We start from the raw sequence: 19,862 nt of genomic DNA on the forward strand, positions 1-19,862 counted from the left end.
CCCGATTTCGCCCTCTCACACGTGCCGCGCGAACATCATTTTCGCACTCGAACGCTCCGCACTTTGCCATCACCGATGTCGATCCGCATACGCGTTTCGTCACCACGTCGCCCGCATCGCGACTCCCGCATCGCGGCGCCGGATTGCATCGCTCGCATCGCGGCGCCCGCATCGCGGCGCCGGATCGCATCGCTCGCATCACGGCGCCACATCGCGGCTCCCGAATCGCGACGCCGAATTGCATCGCCCGGATCGCATCGCGGCGCACGCATCGTGTCGCTCGCATCACGGCGCCCGGATCGCATCGCGCCGCACGCATCGTGTCGCTCGCATCACGGCGCCCGGATCGCATCGCGCCGCACGCATCGCGCCGCACGCATCGTGTCGATCGCATCGCGCAACCCGCACCACGTCGGCCGACGCCCTCGCCCGATGCGCCCCGCACGCACCCGACGTATGCTCCCAGCATCGTGCACCCCACCCGACTCCGCATGGAACCCCTGGCACCGGCCCATGCACCGCGCCTCTTCGCCGGGTTGGGCGACGTTCGGCTCTACACGTACATCCCGGAGGATCCGCCCGCGTCGCTGGCCGCGCTCACCGCGCGCTACGAACACCTGGCCGCAGGCTCCCGCAAACAAGACGAGATCTGGCGCAACTGGGTGATGTTCGCAGCATCCAACGGCGAGCCCCTCGGCACCCTGCAAGCCACGGTGTTCGCGGACGGACGCGCGCTGATCGCATATATGCTGCTAGCGCCCTATTGGGGTCACGGCTACGCGACGGAGGGCGTGCAGTGGATGCTCCACCGGATCGCCCGCGAGGACCATGTTGTACGGGCGGAGGCGTACATCGACACCCGCAACCAACCGTCCCTGCGCTTGGTGAAACGACTCGGCTTCCAGCACCGCACCACCATCGCGGGCGCCGACACGTTCAAGGGCGCATCGAGCGATGAGCACGTCTACGAAATGTCGCTGCGCGCGCTCACTCCGGGAGCCCCGCCTTCATCATCGCCTCCAGGTGCCGCACGGCCTCCAGGCACTCATCGCACTTGACGCGCAAGCGTCGCCAACGCGAGACCCGCTCGGCGGTTTTCCGGCGGATCCCGCGCCGCGCCGGGGGCGCTACCGCCACGAAGACGACCTCGTTCGTACGATGGCGCAGAGCGGCCCCTGTCCCCTCGACGGGAGCGGCCGTGGCTTCTTGCATGAGCAGCTGGATCGTACGAAGTGCCTGCGCGCGGGAAGGCGCCTCGCAGTGGCAATTCAGCGACGGGCAGCGGGCGATGGTGGTGCCGTCTTCGGCGTACCGAAGGTAGACGGGAACTTGTTTGCGAGGGTTCATGACGTAGGGGCTCCTTCCGTCCCGGACAACCTCGAGCTCCTCGGATTGCCCATTTTCGAGTTTGCGCAATTCATGCCGCGAGGATGACGTGCCCGGTGCCGAGCGTGCTCGGCATCCGTCGCCCGCGGGCGGCTTCATCAAAACATCGCCGAACGCAGCTTCGAAAGCCGAAGGATCATGTCGTCCAGGTTTGCCTGCACGTCCTTCGTGGCCTCGTGCAATCGTTGCTCGATCTCGAGCCCGCGCTCCTCGAGCTTTTGCCACTCGACCATCTCCTCCATGCCCGCGAGGTGCAGATTCTCGCGCACGTCGTCGCGAAGCGATTGCATCCGCGACAGGCTCTTTTGGATTCGGGCCTTCACCCCGCCCGCGCGAAGACCTCCCATTTTCACCTCCCCGCGCTCAACCCACTGCGCGAGGACCGACCAGCCGTTCTCGATTTGACTCATCCACATACGGCTGTCTCAATGCATCGAACGGGCCACCCTCCGTCTGGGCCTATTTCGGCCATGATCTTGCACGGCACGCTCGCATGAAAATCGGCGGCACTTCCCTCGACCCCTTGTTCATTTGGAAGAAAAACTACCCCCTTACGGAGGCGATCGACTTTGCGACGTCCGTCGCGGCCACACTCGCCCGGCTGGGGAGCGGGGCCTACGTCGCGCACGTGGGAAAACGCCCCACCAAGCTCCTCGAATTGTACGAGCGCGAAGGGTGTCCCTTCTCCCGCAAAGTGCGCGAAGCCCTATCAATCCTGGATCTCGACGCCCTCGTACACCCGTGCGCAGAGCCCCCGAAGCGATCCCGACACATCGTGGAAGAACGCCTCGGTCGCTTCGAGATCCCGCTGCTCATCGACGCGAACACCGACTTCAGCTCGTCCGACTCGGACGCGATCGTCCGCTATCTCTTCAACGAGTACGGCGACGGCACGGTCCCCCTGCCGCTGCGCCTGGGCGCCCTGACGAATGCCACGTCACGCGTCGCGTCACTGCTTCGCAAGCCTCAAACGTCGAAGACCATGCCCTCCAAGGAGCCGGAAGACCTGCTGGAGCTCTATAGCTACGAGGCTTCGCCCTACTGCCGCTTGGTGCGAGAGGTTCTCACCAAGCTGGAGATCTCCTACATCCTGCACAACGTGGCGCGGGGCAGCGCCAAGCGTCCCGCGTTCATCGAGCGCACCGGCAAGATGCAGGTCCCCTACTTGGTCGACCGCCCGCGCAGCATCGAGATCGTCGAGTCGCGCGCCATCATTCGTTATCTCGAAGGCCACTTCGCCGCGCAAGCTTAGTCGGACCGCGCGGGGGGCGCGGGCTTAGCCGGCCCGCGCCAAAAGCGCGTACGTGTGCCGCGCGATGACGCGCTCCTCGTCCGTTGCCATGACACGAATCGCGCATGGACTGCCCGCTTGGTGAACGAGGTGCTCGCCGCGCTCGTTCTTCGCGCGATCGAGGGCCACGCCAAAGGCCTCGAGGCCGCCGCAGGCGAGCGCGCGCACCTCGGGCACGTGCTCGCCGATGCCGCCCGTGAACACCAAAAGATCGAGGCCGCCCAGTGCAAACGACAGCGCGCCAATGGCTTTTCGTATCGCATAACCAAACATTTCGATGGCCAATCGGGCCCCCGGATCGCGCGCCGAGCGATCGATCAGCGTTTCCATATCCGAGCTGCCGCCCACGGCAAGGAGCCCCGACTCGCGGTCCACGATGCGCTCGATGGCGTCGGGTCCAAGCTGCTTTGCGCGGGCGAGGTACACCAACACGCCCGGGTCGAGATCGCCGGTGCGCGTGCCCATCGGCACGCCGCCCGCGGGCGTAAAGCCCATGGTGGTATCGATGGCTTTGCCGTCCTTCACCGCCACCAGGCTCGCGCCGCTTCCAAGGTGCGCGATCACGATGCGCGCGGGCAACGGCTCGCCGGCACGCGACGAGAGCGACGAGAGGACGAACTCGTACGAAAGGCCGTGAAAGCCATAGCGGCGGACGCCTTCGTCGTGCAGCGCGGACGGTATCGGCAGCCGCCGGGCGATCTCGGGCATCGTGGTGTGAAAGGCGGTATCGAAGCAGGCGACCTGCGGAACCTCGGGAAACCGCGCGCGAGCGGCCTCGATGGCCGCCATGGCGGCCGGGAGATGCAGCGGCGCAAAGGCGACGGCGGCGCGAAGCCTGGTGAGCAGCTCCGCGTCGATGCGCGCGGGCGCGGTGACGTGCGGCCCGCCGTGCACCAACCGGTGGCCCACCGCCGGAGGCCGCACCGCGACGAGCTCGTCGAGCCACTTGAGCACGACATTCAGAGCCCCGGCATGGTGGGCCCAGCTGCCGCCTTGCTCGCGCCGCACGTTGCCCGCGCGAAGCCATGCGCGCGCCTCCGCCGACCCCATGCGCGTAACGGCCCCTTCCGCCACGCGCCGCTCACCCCCATCGCGCTCCGCCAGGCCCGGCTCGCCGCCCGGGCGAACGCCCAGCTCGAAGAGGGCGATCTTCAACGACGACGATCCGCTGTTGATGACGAGAACGGCGTTCGAGCCCGCACCGCTCACCGGCTCCTCCATGTCCAGCTTCGAATTTCGGGCATGTCCTGGAAGTGCTCGCGCACATAGCTCGAATGGCGCTTCAAAATGGCGGTGCACTCGTCGATGAGCAACTCCGCGTGCTCGGGCGGGCGCCGGGCGCGGCGGAGGGCCTCCATGGCGAGATGAAAGCGGCTGGTGCGATTGAGGACGACCATATCGAACGGGGTGGTGGTGGTCCCCTCCTCGCGGTAGCCGCGCACGTGAAACCGCGCGGCCTGCGGACGGCCATGAAGGAGCTGGTGCACGGCGCCCGGGTATCCATGAAAGGCGAACACGACATGCTCCCCCTCCGTGAACAGCTCGATGAAGCGATCGTCGGGCATCCCGTGCGGGTGCTCCTCGGGTGAGGCGAGCGCCATCAGATCGACGAGGTTCACCACCCGAACATTCATCCCCGGCGCCTTCTCGCGCAGCCACGCGGCCGCGGCCATCGTCTCCCATGTGGCGATATCGCCCGCGCACGCGAGGACGATATCGGGCTCACCCTCGTCCCCATTGCCGGCCCATTTCCAAATCGAGGCGCCGCGCTCGCAATGTTCGCGGGCCGCGTCCAAATCGAGCCACTGGAGCTGGGGTTGCTTGTCGATGATGATCAGGTTTACGTGGTTTTTGCTGCGCAAGCAGTGGTCGGCCACGGCCAAAAGACAATTGGCGTCGGGCGGGAGGTAGACGCGCGACACCGTCCCCTTCTTCGAAATGACGGTGTCCATGAAGCCGGGCCCTTGATGACTGAACCCGTTATGATCGTTCCTCCAGCAGGTCGATGTCAAAAGAACGTTCAAGGAGGGAACGGGCGCCCTCCACGGCAGATCCTCGCAGGCCTCCAGCCATTTGGCGTGCTGGGTCGCCATCGATGCAACGATGAGGGCAAATGCCTCGTATGTCGCAAAAAGGCCGTGGCGGCCCGTGAGCAGATAACCTTCGAGCCACCCTTGGCAATTGTGCTCGCTGAGCACTTCCATCACCCGACCATTGGGCGATACGCGCTCGTCGTCGGGCGTGGTGCGCTCCACCAAGCAGCGCGTCTCGATGTCGAACACCGCGCCCAGGCGGTTCGAGTTCGTCTCGTCGGGGCAAAAGAGTCGGAAGTTGGTGGGGTTCTTTCGGTAGATGTCGCGCAAGAATTGCCCCAATCGACGCGTCGACTCGTGGAGCTCGGCGCCGGGATGGGGGACGTCGAGCGCATAGGCTCCGATGTCCGGAAGATCGAGCGGAACGGAGAGACGGCCCCCGTTGGCGTGCGGGTTCGCGCCCATGCGCCGCTCGCCCTTGGGCGCGAGCTTGGCGAGATGAGGTGCGAGCCGGCCCCGCTCGTCGAACAGCAGCTCCGGCTGGTAGCTCTTCATCCACGCCTCGAGCATCCTCAAGTGCGCGCGGTTCGTGCGCACCGACGCGAGCGGCACTTGGTGCGCGCGAAAGGTCCCTTCGATCTTCACGCCGTCGACCTCTTTCGGCCCCGTCCACCCTTTGGGCGTACGAAGCACGATGGCGGGCCAGCGGCGCCGCTCGGTGATGTGCCCCTTCGCGCGCGCCGCGCGTTGAATGCGGCCGATGGTGTCGACACACGCCTCGAGCGCGCGCGCAAACGTGGCGTGGACGTGCATGGGGTCGTCGCCGCGCACGAAGTGCGGATCGTAGCCGTGCCCGGCGAGCAAGCTCGCGATGTCCTCGTCGGAGGTGCGGCCGAGCACCGTGGGGCCCCCGATCTTGAACTCGTTCAGGTGCAGAATGGGGAGCACCGCGCCATCGTGCAGCGGGTTCAAAAAGCTCACGCCCTTCCAGGAGCCCTCGAGCGGGGCCGTCTCCGCCTCGCCGTCGCCCACCACGGCCACCACCAGCAGATCGGGGTGATCGAACGCGGCGCCGAAGGCGTGCGCCAGCACGTACCCGAGCTCCCCACCCTCGTGGATGGATCCGGGGGTCGGCGGGCTCACATGGCTCGGCACCCCGCCGGGGGTGGAGAACTGGCGAAAGAGCGCGCGCATGCCCGCGGCGTCCTGGGTGACCTTGGGGTACACCTCGCTGTAGGTGCCCTCGAGGTACACGTTGGCGAGGAGCGCGGGCCCGCCATGGCCCGGGCCCACCAGAAAAATCACATCGGCGTCGCGCTCCAGGATGATGCGATTGACGTGCGCATAAACGAAGTTCAGCCCCGGCGACGTTCCCCAATGACCGAGGAGCCGCGGCTTGATGTGCTCCGGCTGCAAAGGCTCGCGGAGCAACGGATTGTCCTGAAGATAAATTTGCCCCACCGTGAGGTAATTCGCGGCGCGCCAATAGGCGTCCAAGGCAACGATTTCATCGACCGACAAAGTTCGCTCGTACATGACTTTTCCGGGAAGGCGATCGCTTCCCCCTCCAGCTGTTTCGGGTCTTCGGGATCTCGAGGCGTCCGATCTCTCGGCTTCAGCTCTTCGGCGCCTCCCGGGTGGCGCGTCCTTCACCACCATCCGCAACGTTGGAATGCGGCCCGTAGAAGATGGCACGTGGGATGCTCGTAGGGACGGGGAGACTCGGGGGTAGAAAGGTCGAAAACATGCTCTACTGGGCAGCAGTCTTTTTCATCATCGCGCTGGTGGCAGCGGTCTTTGGATTCGGTGGTATCGCGGCAAGCGCGGCCGGGATCGCGAAGATCCTCTTTTTTGCATTCCTGGTGCTCGCCGTCATCTCGGTGCTCCTCGGTCGCAGGAGCCCACTCTAGTTTCGCAGTTTCGCAGTTTCGCCGCGTCGCCGGAGCGCGCGTGCGTCAGTACCGCGACCGATTCACCCTCGGGCGGTCGCGGTACTGATCGTGGCATCACGCTCTTCGACGCATGCCGCCGGCACCGCGCGCTTTTTTTGCCGGGTGCCGTCGGACGTCACGTTTCGTCAGTCGTCTTCCTTAGCGTGGCTTCGCCCTTCTTTCTCCGCCTCGCGTAGCTCTTCGCCTTCCTCACCGTCGACGGCGCGCTTGGCTTCTTGGGCCGCCTTCTCCACCTTGCCCGAGCGAATGTATTTCTCGGTCGCTGCATCGTACGCGCGGGCGCCCGTGCGACTGCCTTCGCCTTCGTTCGGTTGCTCCGCGCCCTCGGGGGCGGCGCCTGCGTCCTTGGACTCGGGTCGGCGAAGCTGGGCTCCGGATTGAGGGCCACCGCTCCTCGACGGGTCACGCGAAGCGCCGTCTTGTTGTCGTTGTTGTTTGTCGCGTTGGTCCGATTGCGATGTGTTCGGCATGGTGATTTCTCCTCGCTGCGCGCTACGCATTGCACGTGCCAGTCGGCACGAACTTACTTGCGAACCAGAGAAACGGCGCCGGCGAGGATCGCCAAAAGGGCCACGATGACGATGACGCCGACCCAAACACCCGCCTTGAAAATACCGGCGACGGCCCTGCACCCCGGCAAGAGTGACGCAGTGGCAAAGAGGCTCACGGTCGTGACGAGCGGGATCGGTGTCGGGATGGTTGATCGATTCATGAGAGAGTCTCCTAGCTCCGCCCCCCATTCCATCGCATGCGAAGGAATCCAACGCAGAGCCCATGCCACCTTGGCTCAAGCTTTGGCTCGACCGCCTCCATCCGCGCCACGAAGCGTCCATTGCGGGCGCGAGAATTGCGTCCGGCGGAGCTCATCGCGTTCACGCCTTCCTTGAAGAAGGTCCTGAAGTTGGTCTTGAGGCAAAACAGCGCATCGCGGCCATCTGCCACGGTTCGAAAACGCACGGAGACACATGAAACTCTTACCGGGAACTCCGTATCCGTTGGGCGCCACATGGGATGGCGCCGGCGTCAACTTCGCCCTCTACTCCGAGAACGCCACCCAGGTGGAGCTCTGCCTCTTCGATGCCGACGGCCGGGAGACCCGTCTGCCCATTCCCGACCGAACGGCGTTCGTCTGGCACGCCTATGCGCCGGGCCTCATGCCCGGCCAGCGTTATGGATACCGCGTGCACGGCCCCTACGAACCCGAGCGCGGGCTTCGCTTCCACCCCAACGTGGTGCTGCTCGATCCTTACGCGCACGCGGTCGACGGCACGGAGAACTGGGATCGCGGCTGCTTCGCCTACCAACTGGGCCACCGCGACGGCGACGCGGCGCCCATCGAGACGGACGCGCTGGGCGTTCCGCGCGCGGTCGTGGTCGACCACGAGTTCGACTGGGAGGGCGACGCCCCGCTGCGCACGCCCCTGCATCGCTCGGTGATCTACGAGGCCCATGTGCGCGGCCTCACCAAGCTGCACCCCGAGATCCCGGAGTCCATCCGCGGCACCTACAGCGCCGTGGCCCACCCCGCCATCGTGCGGCACCTGCGCGAGCTGGGGGTCACGGCCATCGAGCTGATGCCCATTCACGCCTTCGTCGACGACAAGCGCCTGCTCGATCTCGGGCTCCGCAATTATTGGGGATACAACACCATCGGCTTCTTCGCGCCCGACGTGCGCTACCGGTCCGGCGGAGAGCTCGGCAGCGAGGTGCGCGAGTTCAAGACGATGGTCAAGACCCTGCATCGGGCGGGCATCGAGGTGATCCTCGACGTCGTCTACAACCACACGGCCGAGGGCAATCAACTCGGCCCCACCTTCAACTTCAAAGGGATAGACAACCCCACGTATTACCGATTGGTGGGCGAATCCCCGCGCTACTATTTCGATTATACGGGCACGGGAAATACCCTCAACGTGCGCCACCCGCAGGTCCTGGCGCTCATCATGGACTCGCTCCGGTACTGGGCCTCCGAGATGCACGTCGACGGCTTTCGCTTCGACCTCGCCTCCGCCCTCGCCCGCCAGCTCCACGACGTCGATCAGCTCTCGAGCTTCTTCACCTTGATCCACCAGTCGCCGGCCCTGAGCGAGGTCAAATTGATCGCCGAGCCCTGGGACGTGGGCGAAGGCGGCTACCAAGTCGGCAATTTCCCCATTCGTTGGGCCGAGTGGAACGGCCGCTACCGCGACTCGGTGCGCGCGCTCTGGCGCGGCGATGGCCGGGCGGGCGAAGTCGGCTACCGCCTCACCGGCAGCAGCGATCTTTACGAGGCGAGCGGGCGGCGGCCCTCCGCGAGCATCAACCTGATCACGGCGCACGACGGCTTCACCTTGAACGATCTGGTGACCTACGAGGTCAAACACAACGAGGCCAACGGCGAGAACAACCAAGACGGCTCGAACAACGAGCACTCTTGGAACTGCGGGGTCGAGGGCCCCACCGAGGATCCGGGGATCAACGCCCTGCGCGCGCGCCAGCGGCGAAACCTCCTCGCCACCTTGCTCCTCTCCCAGGGAACGCCCATGTTGGTGGCCGGCGACGAGTTCGCCCGAACGCAACACGGCAACAACAACGCCTATTGCCAAGACAACCCCACCAGCTGGGTGGATTGGAATTGGTCCGACGAGGGACGCAAGCTCTTCGAGTTCGTCAAACGCCTGCTCCGGATCCGGCGGGAGCACCCGGCGCTCAACCGCTCCAAGTTCTTCCAAGGCCGCGACATCCACAACACCGACTTGCCCGATCTCGCGTGGTTCCGCTGCGACGGGCGGCCCATGACGGTGGACGACTGGAACGCGCCGCGCCCCGTGTGCGTGGCCATGTTCCTCGCGGGCCGAGGCATCGACGAGGTGGATGAAAACGGGCGCCGCTTGGTGGACGACAACCTGCTCTTGCTCATCAACGCCACCCCCGAGACGCAGACCTTCACCATCCCCGAGCTGGAGACGGTGCGCGAGCCCTGGCACGTCCTGGTCGACACCAACGACGATCAGGCGGTCGAGACCTGCACCCCCGGCGAGACCACGGTCGCCGTCGCGCGATCGCTCAAGTTCTTCTGGGCCCCGTCGCGCGTCGTTCGAACCGGGGGCGCGCTGCACACCTTGCTCTCGACGTATCGATTGCAATTGCACGCGGGTTTCGGATTCAAGGCCGCGCGCGACGCCCTCGACTACGTGGTCGCCCTCGGCGTCTCCGATCTGTACGTCTCGCCGCTGCTGGCGGCGGCGCGCGGGAGCACCCACGGCTACGACGTGGTCGATCACAATCGATTGAACGAGGAGCTGGGGACGGAGGCCGAGTTCTTGGAGCTCTCCGATCGCTTGAAGGAGCGGGGGCTGGGGCTCGTCCTCGACTGGGTCCCCAACCACATGGGCATCGCCGTCGGTCAGAACACGACATGGGACGACGTGCTGGAGAACGGCCAGAGCTCCCTCTGCGCCGAGTACTTCGATATCGATTGGTGCCCGCCCAAGGCCGATCTGGAGAACCGCGTCCTGCTCCCCATCCTCGGCGACCAATATGGAATCGTCCTGGAGCGCGGCGAGCTGCGCGTGGTGTGGGAGAACGGGTTCTTCCGCCTCGCCTATGGCGACGCGCGGGTGCCGCTCGCCCCCGAGACCTTGGTGCCGCTCGGCGAGCGGGCGCTCACCACCATGGAGCTCGACGAGGGCGCCGACGCGCGCATGGAGTTCGAGAGCATCCTCTCGGCCATGCGCCATCTGCCCGACCGGCGCCAGACGTCGCCCGAGTCGCGCAAGGAGCGCGCGCGCGAGAAAGAGATCATCAAGCGCAGGCTGGAGGAGCTGGTGTCCCGCGCGCCCGAGGTCTTGGCCGGCATCGAGCGCGCGCTGCTCGCGATCAACGGCACCTCGGACGACCCTCGGAGCTTCGATGCGCTCGACGATCTCTTGCAGCGTCAGAGCTACCGGCTGGCGTCGTGGCGGGTGGCGGCCGAGGAGATCAACTTCCGGCGCTTCTTCGACGTGAACGATCTGGCGGCCATCCGGATGGAGCTGCCCTCGGTCTTCGAGCGCAGCCACGGCTTGGTGTTCAAGCTGCTCGACGAGCACCGCGTTCAAGCGCTGCGGCTCGATCACACCGACGGCCTCTACGATCCCTTCGTCTACTTCGAGAGCCTCCAGCACCGCTTTCATGCGACCCCCGGGGTGGAGCTCGCGGAGGCGGGCCCCGACGATCTCACCCGCCCCCTTCCCCTCTTGGTCGAGAAGATCCTGGAGCCCAGCGAGCGCCTCCCGGCCACCTGGCCCATCGATGGAACCACCGGCTACGAGTTCTTGGCCGCGGTGCGCGGCCTATGGGTCGACCCCCGCGCCGAGGACGCGCTCACCTCGTTCCACGGGCAATTCACCGGTGATCGGCGCTCGTTCAAAGACCATGTCTACGAGAGCAAATGGCACATCATGCGCTTCACCTTGGCCAGCGAGATGCAGATCCTCGGCCGCGCGCTGGAGCGCATCGCCGCGCGAAATCGCCGCTCGCGGGACTTCACCTTCGTCAGCCTGGCGCGGGCGCTGAGCGAGACGATCTCCGTCTTCTCCGTGTACCGGACCTATGTGCGCGAGCAGGAGCCGCCCAGCGAGGAAGAGGTGCGGCGCATCAAGACCGCCATCGCCACCGCGCAAAAGAACAACCCGTCGATGAGCGCGACCGTGTTCTCCTTCCTCGAGGACGTGCTCCTCTTGCGCGTCGACCCCGGCGACGAGAACCGCGCAGAGCACGTGCGGTTCGCGCTCCGCTTCCAGCAGCTCACGGGCCCAGTGATGGCCAAGGCCGTGGAGGACACCGCCTTCTACCGCTACCACCGGCTCATCTGCCTCAACGAGGTGGGCGGGGCTCCCTCCAAGTTCGGAACGAGCATCGACGAGTTCCACGCGCAGAACACCGATCGCGAGCGCTCCTGGCCGCTGTCGATGATCAGCACGTCGACCCACGACACCAAGCGCGGCGAGGACGCCTCCGCGCGCATCGCCGTCCTGTCGGAGATGCCCGAGGCCTGGCGGCGGGCGGTGCGGCGCTTCAGCGATCTCACGCAAGGCATGCGCTCCGCCCGCGAGGGCGCGCCGAGCCGCGGCTTGGAGTACCTCTTCTATCAAGCGCTGATCGGCGCCTGGCCGCTCGGGTGGAATGGCCGCGACGGCCGGGAGGAGTTCACCCAGCGCATCGAGAGCTTCTTGCTGAAAGCGGCCAAGGAGGCCAAGCAAGAGACCTCGTGGGCCAACCCCAACGCCGCCTACGACGAGGCGCTCATCCAGTTCGTTCGCCGCGTCATGTCCCACGACGCGTTCCTCGAGGACGTGCGGCGCTTCTGCGAGATCATCGCCCCCTACGGCGCCGTGAACGGGCTCGGTCAATGCCTCCTGCGCTATTGCTCGCCGGGTGTGGCGGATACGTACCAGGGCTCCGAGCTCTGGAACCAAAGCTTCGTCGATCCGGACAACCGGCGACCGGTCGACTTCGTGCGCAGGCGGCAGATGCTGTCGCGCATCCAGGAGCGCTCGTCCGACCGGGCCGCGCTCAGCCGCGATCTCTTGGAGACGTTCACCGACGGCGCGGTCAAGCTTTACGTCACCCACGTCGCGCTCTCCTTGCGCAAAGAGAAGCGCGAGCTCTTCTTGCGCGGCGACTACGAGGCCCTCGCCGACGGTGATCACGTGGTCGCGTTCACCCGCGCCTTCGGCGACGATCGCCTCGTCTGCTGCGTGCCGCGCTTGTCGTACAGCCTCACGCGGGGCGAAACGCCTTGGCCGATTGGCCAAGTGTGGGGCGCCGAACGGCTACGCATTCCCCACCCCGGCACCTACCGCAACCTGATGACGGGCGCCTCCCTTCGTATCGATGGCGCGGTGCCCATGGCCGAGCTCCTGGCCACGTTCCCCGTCGCGCTCTTGCTCCGTGAGGCCAAATGAACCGATCCGACCGCGATCGACCGATCTTGGGGGCGCTCCCCGACCCCCAGGGAACACGCTTCGGCGCCTTCGTGACCACCGCCGATTCGTGCGCCGTGCGCATCTATGGGGAGGACGGGCGCGCCCTCGCGACCCACGCGATGAAGCCCCTCGGCGCCGAGCACACGGGGTATTTCGAGGCACGGGTCGAAGGCGTGCGCGCGGGGGCGCTGTATCGGTTCGTGCTCGGCGAACGCGAGCTCCCGGATCCGTACGCGCGCTGGCTTCCACACGGGGTGCACGGTCCGGCGATGGTGGTGGCGGGCGCCTTCGACTGGAAGCACGGCCACGGCGTGGGCCGGCCGCTGGAGGAGCAGATCCTCTACGAGCTGCACGTGGGCACGTTCACCCCCGAGGGCACGTACGATGCGGCGCGCGCGCACCTGCGCGAGCTCGCGGAGCTGGGGGTGACCACCTTGCAGTTGATGCCGATCGCCGCCTTTCCGGGGGCGCGCGGCTGGGGATACGACGGCGTCGCCCTCTACGCGCCGCTCGCGGCCTATGGTCCCCCCGACGCGCTCCGGCGCTTCATCGACGAGGCGCACGGGCTCGGCCTCGGGGTGCTCTTGGACGTGGTGTACAACCACTTCGGGCCCGCCGGGAACTACCTCAGCGCCTACGCCCCGGAGTATTTTTCGCACGACCATCGCACCGCGTGGGGCGACGCGCCCAACTTCGCGCACCCCGCCATGCGCCGGTACGTCCTGGACAACGCGCGCTACTGGCTCGAGGAGCTTCGCTTCGACGGCCTGCGCCTGGACGCGACGCACGCCATCTTCGATCCGAGCCCGCGCCATGTCTTGCTCGAGCTGCGCGAGCTCGCAGACCGAATCGCCTCCCCTGGAGCGCGCAAGGTGCTCATCGCCGAGGACGAGCGGAACGAGCCGGCGGTGGTCGAATCGCTGGCGATGGATGCCATTTGGGCGGATGATTTCCATCATCACGTCCATGTGACCCTCACGGGCGAACGCGATGGCTATTACGCCGCCTACCATCCCGGCGCCGCCGATCTGGCGCGCACCTTGGAGCGCGGGTGGTTCTACGAAGGGCAGCCCTTTGCACCCACGGGCAGCCCCCGCGGCAAGAGCGCGCGCGGATTGCCTGCCCGAGCGTTCGTCTATTGCATTCAGAATCACGATCAGATCGGCAATCGGGCGCTGGGCGAGCGCCTCACGGCGCTCACGTCCCTCGACGCCTACTGCGCCGCATCGGCGTTGCTCTTGCTATTGCCCATGACGCCACTGCTGTTCATGGGCCAAGAATGGGCCGCGACGAGCCCATTCCTCTACTTTACGGACCACGACGAAGAGCTCGGTCACCTCGTCTCCGCCGGCCGCCGCGACGAGTTCAAGTCCTTCGCAGCCTTCGCCAACCCCGATGCGCGCGCCCATATCCCCGATCCGCAAGCGCTCGAGACCTTTCAGCGCTCCCAGCTTCGATGGGAGGAGCGCAACGAGGAGCCGCACCGGCGGGTCCTCCAACTCTACCGCGAGCTCCTGGCCCTTCGACGCACCGACCCAGTGTTTCGCCGCGGCGCGCGGGAGCGTTTGCGCGCCGAGGTCTCGAATGGCTTGCTGGTCGTACGACTGTGGCACGAGGCGGACGTGCGCCTGGTGATGATCAATTTCGATGGCGCCCCGGCCCCGATTCCACCCCGCGCGATCCACCAATTCGAACTCATGTGGACCAGCGGCGCCCGACCGCATGAAGCCCGTGAACCCCATGAAAAAGAGCTTGCACCGTGGACGGCGGCCGTGTGGAGGGGCACATGCGCCACGCCGGGGTAATACGCAACGGCACCGTTCGAATTGGGATCTCCGGCTGGAACTATGCGCGGTGGCGCGGCGTGTTTTACCCTGCGGGGATGGCGCACGCGCGGGAGCTCGCCTTCGCGAGCCGCGCGGTCGACTCCATCGAGGTCAACGGATCGTTCTATTCGCTCTTGCGCCCGGAGAGCGTCGCGCGGTGGCACGCGGAGACCCCGCCCGACTTCGTCTTTGCCGTCAAGGGGAGCCGCTTCATCACGCACATGAAGCGGCTTACGAATGTCGAGACCGCGCTGGCGAACTTCTTCGGCTCGGGCATCCTGGCGCTCGAGGAGAAGCTCGGCCCGATCCTCTGGCAGCTCCCGCCGAGCATGCCCTTCGACCGCGAGCGCTTGAGCCATTTCTTCGAGCTCTTGCCGCGCACCATGAAGGCGGCGGCCGCCCTGGCGCAACACCACGACGAGCGCCTGGAGGGCCGCGCGCACGTCACCCACACCACCAACCACCCGCTGCGTTACGCGCTGGAAATCCGGCACCCGAGCTTTCATCACCCCGACTTCATCGCGCTGCTCCGCCGCCATCGCATCGCCCTGTGCGTCGCCGACACGGCCGGCCGCTTCCCCGACTTCGAGGACGTCACCGCGGGCTTCGTCTACGTCCGCCTCCACGGCGACGAAAAACTCTACGAGAGCGGCTACACCCCACAATCCTTGTCGCGCTGGGCTCACCGCATCGAAGCATGGCGCCGCGGCACCGAGTTGCAGGGCGCGCGCCGCGCCTCGCCCGCCCCGGCGCCTTCGCGCACCACGGGGCGTGACGTCTATGTCTATTTCGACAACGACGCCAAGGTGCACGCCCCCTTCGACGCCCAATCCTTGCGCGACCTTCTGCATCGCGCGGCGGCCTGACGAAGCCTCGCGGGCAGAATGGCCCCTCGTGGCGACATGCCACGAAAAAATGCGGACTACGAAGTTCAACCGTGTTGTGCATCCCAATTGCAACATGCGAGGCCATGCACGAGATTGAACGAATGGCCGCGTTCGTCGAACGCGCCAGTTGGGAGCTCATTTCCGAGGACGCGCGGCGGGCGCTGAAGATTCGATTGCTCGACAGCGTCGGCTGCGCCATTGGGGCGCTCTTGGGTAAACCGGTACGGGCGGTGCGCGCGCAGGTGGACGCATTCGGCGGATCGGGGCACGTCACCTTGGTGGGGGGCGGGAAGACGGCGCCCGACCGTGCTTGTTTCTACAATGGGACGCTCGTTCGTTATCTCGACTTCATGGACTTTTATGCGGCGCCAAAGCAAACGTGCCACCCCAGCGACACCATCGCCGCGGTGCTGGCGGCGGCGGAGGATCAGGGCCGATCGGGTCGCGATTTGTTGGTGGCCATGGCGGTCGCGTATCATATTCAGTCGCGCCTCATCGACGAAGCGCCCGTGCAGGCCAAAGGGTTCGACCACACCGTTCAGCAGGCTTATGCCGTGGCGGGCGGCGTCTCCAAGGCCCTGGGCCTATCGCGGGAGCAGACCGCGCACGCCATGGCCTTGAGCGGCGTCTCCCAACAAGGGATGATCGTCACCCGCGAAGGGCACCTCTCGCAGTGGAAGGGCGTGGCGTCCGCGCACCACGCGGCCGCGGCGCTGCATTGTACTTACCTCGCGTCGCGGGGCATGACGGGCCCGCTGGGCCTCATCGAGGGGCGCCTCGGGCTGCAAGAGGCGCTCTCGGGCCGGTTCGAGATTTCATGGGAGAAAGAGGACTTCGAGCGCGTGCTTCGCTCGTCCGTCAAACGCTTCAACTCCGAGGCGCACACGCAGACCTTGGTCGAAGCCGCCCTGGAGCTGCGGCAGGAGCACCGGCCTCGCCCGTACACCATCGAGCGGGTCGACGTGGACGTGTTCAAGCAGGCCTACAACATCGTGGCCCCCGGGGGCAAAGAGGCGGGCGACAAAGACGACGTGCACACCAAAGAGCAGGCCGATCACAGCATTCCTTATATCGTGGCCGTGGCCCTGCTCGATGGCCAGGTCTCGCCCGCCCAATATCTACCGGACCGGATCGCTCGCGCGGACGTGCAGGAGCTCCTGCACCGCGTTCACACGCAAGACGTGCGGCGCTTCACCCGCGCCTACCCGGACAAGCTCCCCTCGCGCGTCCGAATCAGCCTGGCGGGCGGCAAGGAGCTGGTGCGCGAAAAGGAAGACTACTTGGGCTTTCACACCCGACCCCTTCCGTGGGATGGCGCCGTCATCAAGTTCCTGGCCCTGACCGAAGGCTTGACCGAGCGGCACCACGCGGAGCGCATCGTCGACTGCATCGATCGCATCGAGTCGTACGACGTGGCGTCCCTCACCGCCCTGCTCGCAAACGTAGGCACCGAGCGGCACGCTCCCTGCAATTCCACCAGCGAAGGAGAGCACCATGAAGGCGACCGAATTGCTGAAGAAGCAACATAACGAGGTAAAGAATCTCTTTTCGCAGCTCGAACGAGGGAATGGAAATGCCAAGACCCTCCTCAACGAGCTGGCCAACAATCTCGCGGCTCACATGGTCATCGAGCAGGAGATTTTCTACCCGGCCGTCCTCGAGGCCGACAAAGACCTCGTGCTCGAGTCCTACGAGGAGCACGCGGTCGCGCGATTCGCCTTGAAGCGCCTCATGCGCGCCCAGAAGAACGATGACACGTTCAAAGCCAAGCTGATCACCCTGAAGGAGATCATCGAGCACCACGTCGAGGAAGAAGAAGAGGAGCTCTTTCCCAAGGCCGAGAAGGCGCTCAAGGAGCGCTCCACCGAGCTGGGGGTGGAGATGAAATCGCTCTTCGACGAGACCAAGCGTCTCGGGTACGAGCGCGTGGTTGGAAAGGGGGGCGTCGCCGTCACCTCGGGCCACGCCCCCGCGAGCGCGCGCGCCTGACGCCCGGGGCGCGCCTGATTACAAATTGGGAGGATTCCATGAGCATTCGTCATTCTGCATTTTCGTCCATCGTGGCCCTGGTGCCCATGTTCGCCCTGGCCTGCGGCAGCAGCAGCCCGCCGCCGGCCGAGTCGCCGCAAGGAGCGTCCGACACGACCTCCTCCAGCGCGGGCAACGCGGCCGCACCGCCCAACAGCGACACGGCCACCAAAGGGTCCGACAACACCGGGACCAGCACCGGCGTGACGAGCATGGGCTCGACCACGACGACCACCGGCTCGAACACGGCGATGGGAGGGTCGAGCACCACCATGGGAGGGTCGGGCACCGCCACTGGCAGTCCGAGCACCCTCTCGGACAGCGAGATCCTTCAAGTCACCCACGTGGCCAACATGGGAGAGGTCGAGCAAGCGCGCCTCGCGCAGCAAAAAGCAAAGGACGCGCGGGTCAAGCGATTTGCCGCCATGATGGTGAAGGAGCATAGCGAGGCCGACGCCAAGGGGAATGAGCTCGCCAAGCAGAACGCGCTCTCCCCCTCGGAGAGCAACACCAGCGCCATGCTGAAGAGCGACTCCGAGAGCACGGTGCAACAGCTCAAGTTGAGCAACGCCGATTTCGATCGCACCTATATGGACGCTCAGGTCAAGGCGCATCGAACGGTGCTCGACACCATCGATACCAAGCTTCTCCCCAGCGCGAAGAGCCCCGATCTCCGCACCATGCTCCAATCGGTGCGCGCCAAGGTCGAGGGTCACCTCCGCGAAGCGCAGGATATCCAGCGGTCCCTCACGACCAAATAGCGGCGACCTCGCCGGCCATCGCGCTCACCGTTTATCGCGTTTATCCCATCTACCGCCGCTCAGCGACGCATCGACTTTACGCCTTATCGCGTTCTCTTGCACGATCGTGGCGATGGCGCCGAACGCGTTCGAGATCGCGCCGACTGCGCGCGGACGAACGCGTTCGGCCATCGCGCCAACACCGGCAACGAAAGAAACGAAGGAAAGGTACGAAATGACGTTCATGAACGAATCTTCTTCTCTGTGGCATACCACCACGCCCGTCATTTCGTACCCGCAGCTCGATCGTGGATTGCACGTGGACGTCGCCGTCGTGGGCGGCGGCATCACGGGGCTCACGGCCGCGTTGATCCTGAAGCGCGCGGGCAAAAAGGTCGCCGTCCTCGAGGCGCGTCGGGTTGGTGGCGAGAACAGCATGCACACCACCGCGCATTTGACGGAGGCCATCGACGCGCGCTACGCCACGCTCGAAAAAGACTTCGGCGCCGAGGCTGCGAAGGCGGCCGCCCTCTCCAGCCGGGCGGCCGTGGCCCGCATCGGCGCGTTCGTGCGGGAGCTCGGGATCGCGTGCGATCACCGCATCGTCCCGGGTTTGTTGTACTCGGAGCGCGAGGAGGATCTGCACGCGCTCCACGAGGAGTACGAGGCCGCGGCGCGGGCCGGTATCCCCGTGCGCATGATCCGCGAGGTGCCGCTCCCCTTCCCGTGCGCCGCGGCCATTTGCTTTCCCGATCAGGCCCAGCTGCACGCGGGGCATTATCTCATGGCCCTGGCGCGCGCCATTCCCGGCGATGGCTGCCACGTCTTCGAGGGCGCCCAAGTCCGCGACATCGAGGAGGGCGAGCCATGCCGGCTGGTGGTGGCCAATGGTAAGGACGAGCTGACCCCCGTGCAGCCGCTCACCGCCGATCGGGTGATCGTCGCCGCCAGCGCGCCGCCTACCCGCTTGGCGATGCAAACCAAATTGGCCCACTACCGAACCTACGCCATCGCCATTCGCGATCCTGGAAATATACCCGGGGTCCTCCTTTGGGACACCGACCAACCGTACCACTACATCCGCCTGGCGGAGGCCTCGGGCAGCCGCTACGCGATCATCGGCGGCGAAGACCACAAGACCGGCCAGAACGACGACGCCGAAGCCTGTTGGACCCGGCTCGAGACGTATGCGCGCCAGCGCTTCGGGGCCGCCGAGGTCACGCACCGCTGGTCCGGGCAGATCCTGGAACCGCTCGACGGGCTCCCGTACATCGGGCGCTTGCCGGGGAAAGAGAAGATATCCATCGGCATCGGGTACAGCGGCAATGGCATGACCTTCGGGACCTTGGCCGGCATGCTGCTGGCCGACGAAGCCGCCCCGCACGCGGGCGCGTATTTGGAGCTCTATTCACCGTCGCGCATCAAGCCGCTGGCCAGCGCCAAGCCCTTCTTCAAAGAGAATATCGATTTTCCTGCCCACTTCGTGGGTGACCGCTTGCGCCATGCGCATACCCTCGACGAGGTCGCGGCCGGCGAAGGAAAAATCGTCCTGATGGGCACGGAGAAGGTCGCCGTCTACCGCGACGAGCTGGGCGCCGTGCACGCGCTCTCGCCGGTCTGCTCGCACCTCGGCTGCCACGTGACCTTCAACAACGCCGAGCGCTCGTGGGATTGCCCTTGCCATGGTTCGCGCTTCGACACCTCGGGGAAGGTCTTGCACGGCCCCGCCACCCGTCCGCTCACCCGCCGGCCCATCTGAGGCCTCGAATAG

The 19,862-nt window shown here is 66.1% G+C and carries 17 protein-coding genes; 10 read left to right on the top strand and 7 right to left on the bottom strand.

The window, feature by feature from the left end; genetic code table 11:
* Nucleotides 1-491: 491 nt before the first annotated feature.
* The gene (locus tag LZC94_29845; protein WXB12045.1) at nt 492-1,058 is read left to right on the top strand and encodes a GNAT family N-acetyltransferase; all 567 of its coding nucleotides are present in this window, start codon (nt 492-494) and stop codon (nt 1,056-1,058) included.
* On the opposite strand, the gene LZC94_29850 is transcribed toward LZC94_29845, so the two are convergent.
* Both LZC94_29850 and LZC94_29855 read right to left on the bottom strand, forming a co-directional pair.
* Nucleotides 988-1,347, bottom strand: a complete 360-nt coding sequence (locus LZC94_29850) for a hypothetical protein (GenBank protein WXB12046.1) — start codon at nt 1,345-1,347, stop codon at nt 988-990. The genes LZC94_29845 and LZC94_29850 overlap by 71 nt on opposite strands.
* A gap of 137 nt (nt 1,348-1,484) precedes the next feature.
* The gene (locus tag LZC94_29855; protein ID WXB12047.1) at nt 1,485-1,796 is read right to left on the bottom strand and encodes a hypothetical protein; all 312 of its coding nucleotides are present in this window, start codon (nt 1,794-1,796) and stop codon (nt 1,485-1,487) included.
* A gap of 83 nt (nt 1,797-1,879) precedes the next feature.
* On the opposite strand from LZC94_29855, the gene LZC94_29860 reads away from it, so the two are divergent.
* Nucleotides 1,880-2,638 (top strand): glutathione S-transferase N-terminal domain-containing protein, encoded by a 759-nt coding sequence (locus LZC94_29860; GenBank protein WXB12048.1) that lies wholly within the window; start codon nt 1,880-1,882, stop codon nt 2,636-2,638.
* Between the two features lie 24 nt (nt 2,639-2,662).
* Here LZC94_29860 and LZC94_29865 read toward each other — a convergent pair whose 3' ends face one another.
* On the bottom strand, nt 2,663-3,886 hold the full coding sequence (locus LZC94_29865) for an acetate/propionate family kinase (GenBank protein ID WXB12049.1): 1,224 nt from the start codon (nt 3,884-3,886) through the stop codon (nt 2,663-2,665).
* Nucleotides 3,883-6,246 carry a phosphoketolase family protein gene (locus tag LZC94_29870; protein ID WXB12050.1) on the bottom strand — a complete coding sequence of 788 codons (2,364 nt, stop codon included), beginning with the start codon at nt 6,244-6,246 and terminating at the stop codon, nt 3,883-3,885. Before LZC94_29870 ends, LZC94_29865 begins: the two co-directional genes overlap by 4 nt.
* Before the next feature lie 209 nt (nt 6,247-6,455).
* Here LZC94_29870 and LZC94_29875 point away from each other — a divergent pair, with 209 nt between their 5' ends.
* Nucleotides 6,456-6,620, top strand: coding sequence for a DUF1328 domain-containing protein (locus LZC94_29875; GenBank protein ID WXB12051.1), 165 nt, complete (start codon nt 6,456-6,458; stop codon nt 6,618-6,620).
* Nucleotides 6,621-6,787: 167 nt separating this feature from the next.
* On the opposite strand, the gene LZC94_29880 is transcribed toward LZC94_29875, so the two are convergent.
* Together LZC94_29880 and LZC94_29885 are read right to left on the bottom strand one after the other, a co-directional pair.
* The gene (locus tag LZC94_29880; GenBank protein ID WXB12052.1) at nt 6,788-7,132 is read right to left on the bottom strand and encodes a hypothetical protein; all 345 of its coding nucleotides are present in this window, start codon (nt 7,130-7,132) and stop codon (nt 6,788-6,790) included.
* A gap of 53 nt (nt 7,133-7,185) precedes the next feature.
* Nucleotides 7,186-7,374: a hypothetical protein gene (locus LZC94_29885; protein WXB12053.1), complete on the bottom strand. Its 189-nt coding sequence runs from the start codon at nt 7,372-7,374 to the stop codon at nt 7,186-7,188.
* A 253-nt stretch (nt 7,375-7,627) separates the two neighbouring features.
* Here LZC94_29885 and glgX point away from each other — a divergent pair, with 253 nt between their 5' ends.
* The 6 genes from glgX to LZC94_29915 all read left to right on the top strand — a co-directional run bounded on the left by glgX (nt 7,628) and on the right by LZC94_29915 (nt 18,112).
* On the top strand, nt 7,628-12,589 hold the full coding sequence (glgX, locus tag LZC94_29890; GenBank protein ID WXB12054.1) for a glycogen debranching protein GlgX: 4,962 nt from the start codon (nt 7,628-7,630) through the stop codon (nt 12,587-12,589).
* The gene (gene treZ / locus LZC94_29895) at nt 12,586-14,415 is read left to right on the top strand and encodes a malto-oligosyltrehalose trehalohydrolase (GenBank protein ID WXB12055.1); all 1,830 of its coding nucleotides are present in this window, start codon (nt 12,586-12,588) and stop codon (nt 14,413-14,415) included. Before glgX ends, treZ begins: the two co-directional genes overlap by 4 nt.
* A 77-nt stretch (nt 14,416-14,492) precedes the next feature.
* Entirely contained in the window at nt 14,493-15,302 is an 810-nt protein-coding gene (locus LZC94_29900; GenBank protein ID WXB12056.1) for a DUF72 domain-containing protein, read from the top strand.
* 104 nt (nt 15,303-15,406) lie between these two features.
* Nucleotides 15,407-16,852 carry an MmgE/PrpD family protein gene (locus tag LZC94_29905; GenBank protein WXB12057.1) on the top strand — a complete coding sequence of 482 codons (1,446 nt, stop codon included), beginning with the start codon at nt 15,407-15,409 and terminating at the stop codon, nt 16,850-16,852.
* The gene (locus LZC94_29910; GenBank protein ID WXB12058.1) at nt 16,818-17,312 is read left to right on the top strand and encodes a hemerythrin domain-containing protein; all 495 of its coding nucleotides are present in this window, start codon (nt 16,818-16,820) and stop codon (nt 17,310-17,312) included. Before LZC94_29905 ends, LZC94_29910 begins: the two co-directional genes overlap by 35 nt.
* A 38-nt stretch (nt 17,313-17,350) precedes the next feature.
* Nucleotides 17,351-18,112 carry a DUF4142 domain-containing protein gene (locus LZC94_29915; GenBank protein ID WXB12059.1) on the top strand — a complete coding sequence of 254 codons (762 nt, stop codon included), beginning with the start codon at nt 17,351-17,353 and terminating at the stop codon, nt 18,110-18,112.
* Nucleotides 18,113-18,136: 24 nt separating this feature from the next.
* Here LZC94_29915 and LZC94_29920 read toward each other — a convergent pair whose 3' ends face one another.
* Nucleotides 18,137-18,337 (bottom strand): hypothetical protein, encoded by a 201-nt coding sequence (locus tag LZC94_29920; protein ID WXB12060.1) that lies wholly within the window; start codon nt 18,335-18,337, stop codon nt 18,137-18,139.
* On the opposite strand from LZC94_29920, the gene LZC94_29925 reads away from it, so the two are divergent.
* The gene (locus LZC94_29925) at nt 18,327-19,850 is read left to right on the top strand and encodes an FAD-dependent oxidoreductase (protein ID WXB12061.1); all 1,524 of its coding nucleotides are present in this window, start codon (nt 18,327-18,329) and stop codon (nt 19,848-19,850) included. The genes LZC94_29920 and LZC94_29925 overlap by 11 nt on opposite strands.
* The last annotated feature ends 12 nt before the right edge of the window (nt 19,851-19,862 follow it).

It is taken from the genome of Sorangiineae bacterium MSr11954 (assembly GCA_037157815.1).
GTDB lineage: Bacteria > Myxococcota_A > Polyangia > Polyangiales > Polyangiaceae > Pendulispora > Pendulispora albinea.

What these genes read in the sequence shown, in the direction of transcription:
- LZC94_29845 (WXB12045.1), top strand. Translation starts at nt 492, where the DNA reads ATGGAACCCCTGGCACCGGCCCATGCACCGCGCCTCTTCGCCGGGTTG.
- LZC94_29850 (WXB12046.1), bottom strand. Translation starts at nt 1,347, where the DNA reads ATGAACCCTCGCAAACAAGTTCCCGTCTACCTTCGGTACGCCGAAGAC.
- LZC94_29855 (WXB12047.1), bottom strand. Translation starts at nt 1,796, where the DNA reads ATGAGTCAAATCGAGAACGGCTGGTCGGTCCTCGCGCAGTGGGTTGAG.
- LZC94_29860 (WXB12048.1), top strand. Translation starts at nt 1,880, where the DNA reads ATGAAAATCGGCGGCACTTCCCTCGACCCCTTGTTCATTTGGAAGAAA.
- LZC94_29870 (WXB12050.1), bottom strand. Translation starts at nt 6,246, where the DNA reads ATGTACGAGCGAACTTTGTCGGTCGATGAAATCGTTGCCTTGGACGCC.
- LZC94_29875 (WXB12051.1), top strand. Translation starts at nt 6,456, where the DNA reads ATGCTCTACTGGGCAGCAGTCTTTTTCATCATCGCGCTGGTGGCAGCG.
- LZC94_29880 (WXB12052.1), bottom strand. Translation starts at nt 7,132, where the DNA reads ATGCCGAACACATCGCAATCGGACCAACGCGACAAACAACAACGACAA.
- LZC94_29885 (WXB12053.1), bottom strand. Translation starts at nt 7,374, where the DNA reads ATGAATCGATCAACCATCCCGACACCGATCCCGCTCGTCACGACCGTG.
- glgX (WXB12054.1), top strand. Translation starts at nt 7,628, where the DNA reads ATGAAACTCTTACCGGGAACTCCGTATCCGTTGGGCGCCACATGGGAT.
- treZ (WXB12055.1), top strand. Translation starts at nt 12,586, where the DNA reads ATGAACCGATCCGACCGCGATCGACCGATCTTGGGGGCGCTCCCCGAC.
- LZC94_29900 (WXB12056.1), top strand. Translation starts at nt 14,493, where the DNA reads ATGGCGCACGCGCGGGAGCTCGCCTTCGCGAGCCGCGCGGTCGACTCC.
- LZC94_29905 (WXB12057.1), top strand. Translation starts at nt 15,407, where the DNA reads ATGCACGAGATTGAACGAATGGCCGCGTTCGTCGAACGCGCCAGTTGG.
- LZC94_29910 (WXB12058.1), top strand. Translation starts at nt 16,818, where the DNA reads ATGAAGGCGACCGAATTGCTGAAGAAGCAACATAACGAGGTAAAGAAT.
- LZC94_29915 (WXB12059.1), top strand. Translation starts at nt 17,351, where the DNA reads ATGAGCATTCGTCATTCTGCATTTTCGTCCATCGTGGCCCTGGTGCCC.
- LZC94_29925 (WXB12061.1), top strand. Translation starts at nt 18,327, where the DNA reads ATGACGTTCATGAACGAATCTTCTTCTCTGTGGCATACCACCACGCCC.
- LZC94_29920 (WXB12060.1), bottom strand. Translation starts at nt 18,337, where the DNA reads ATGAACGTCATTTCGTACCTTTCCTTCGTTTCTTTCGTTGCCGGTGTT.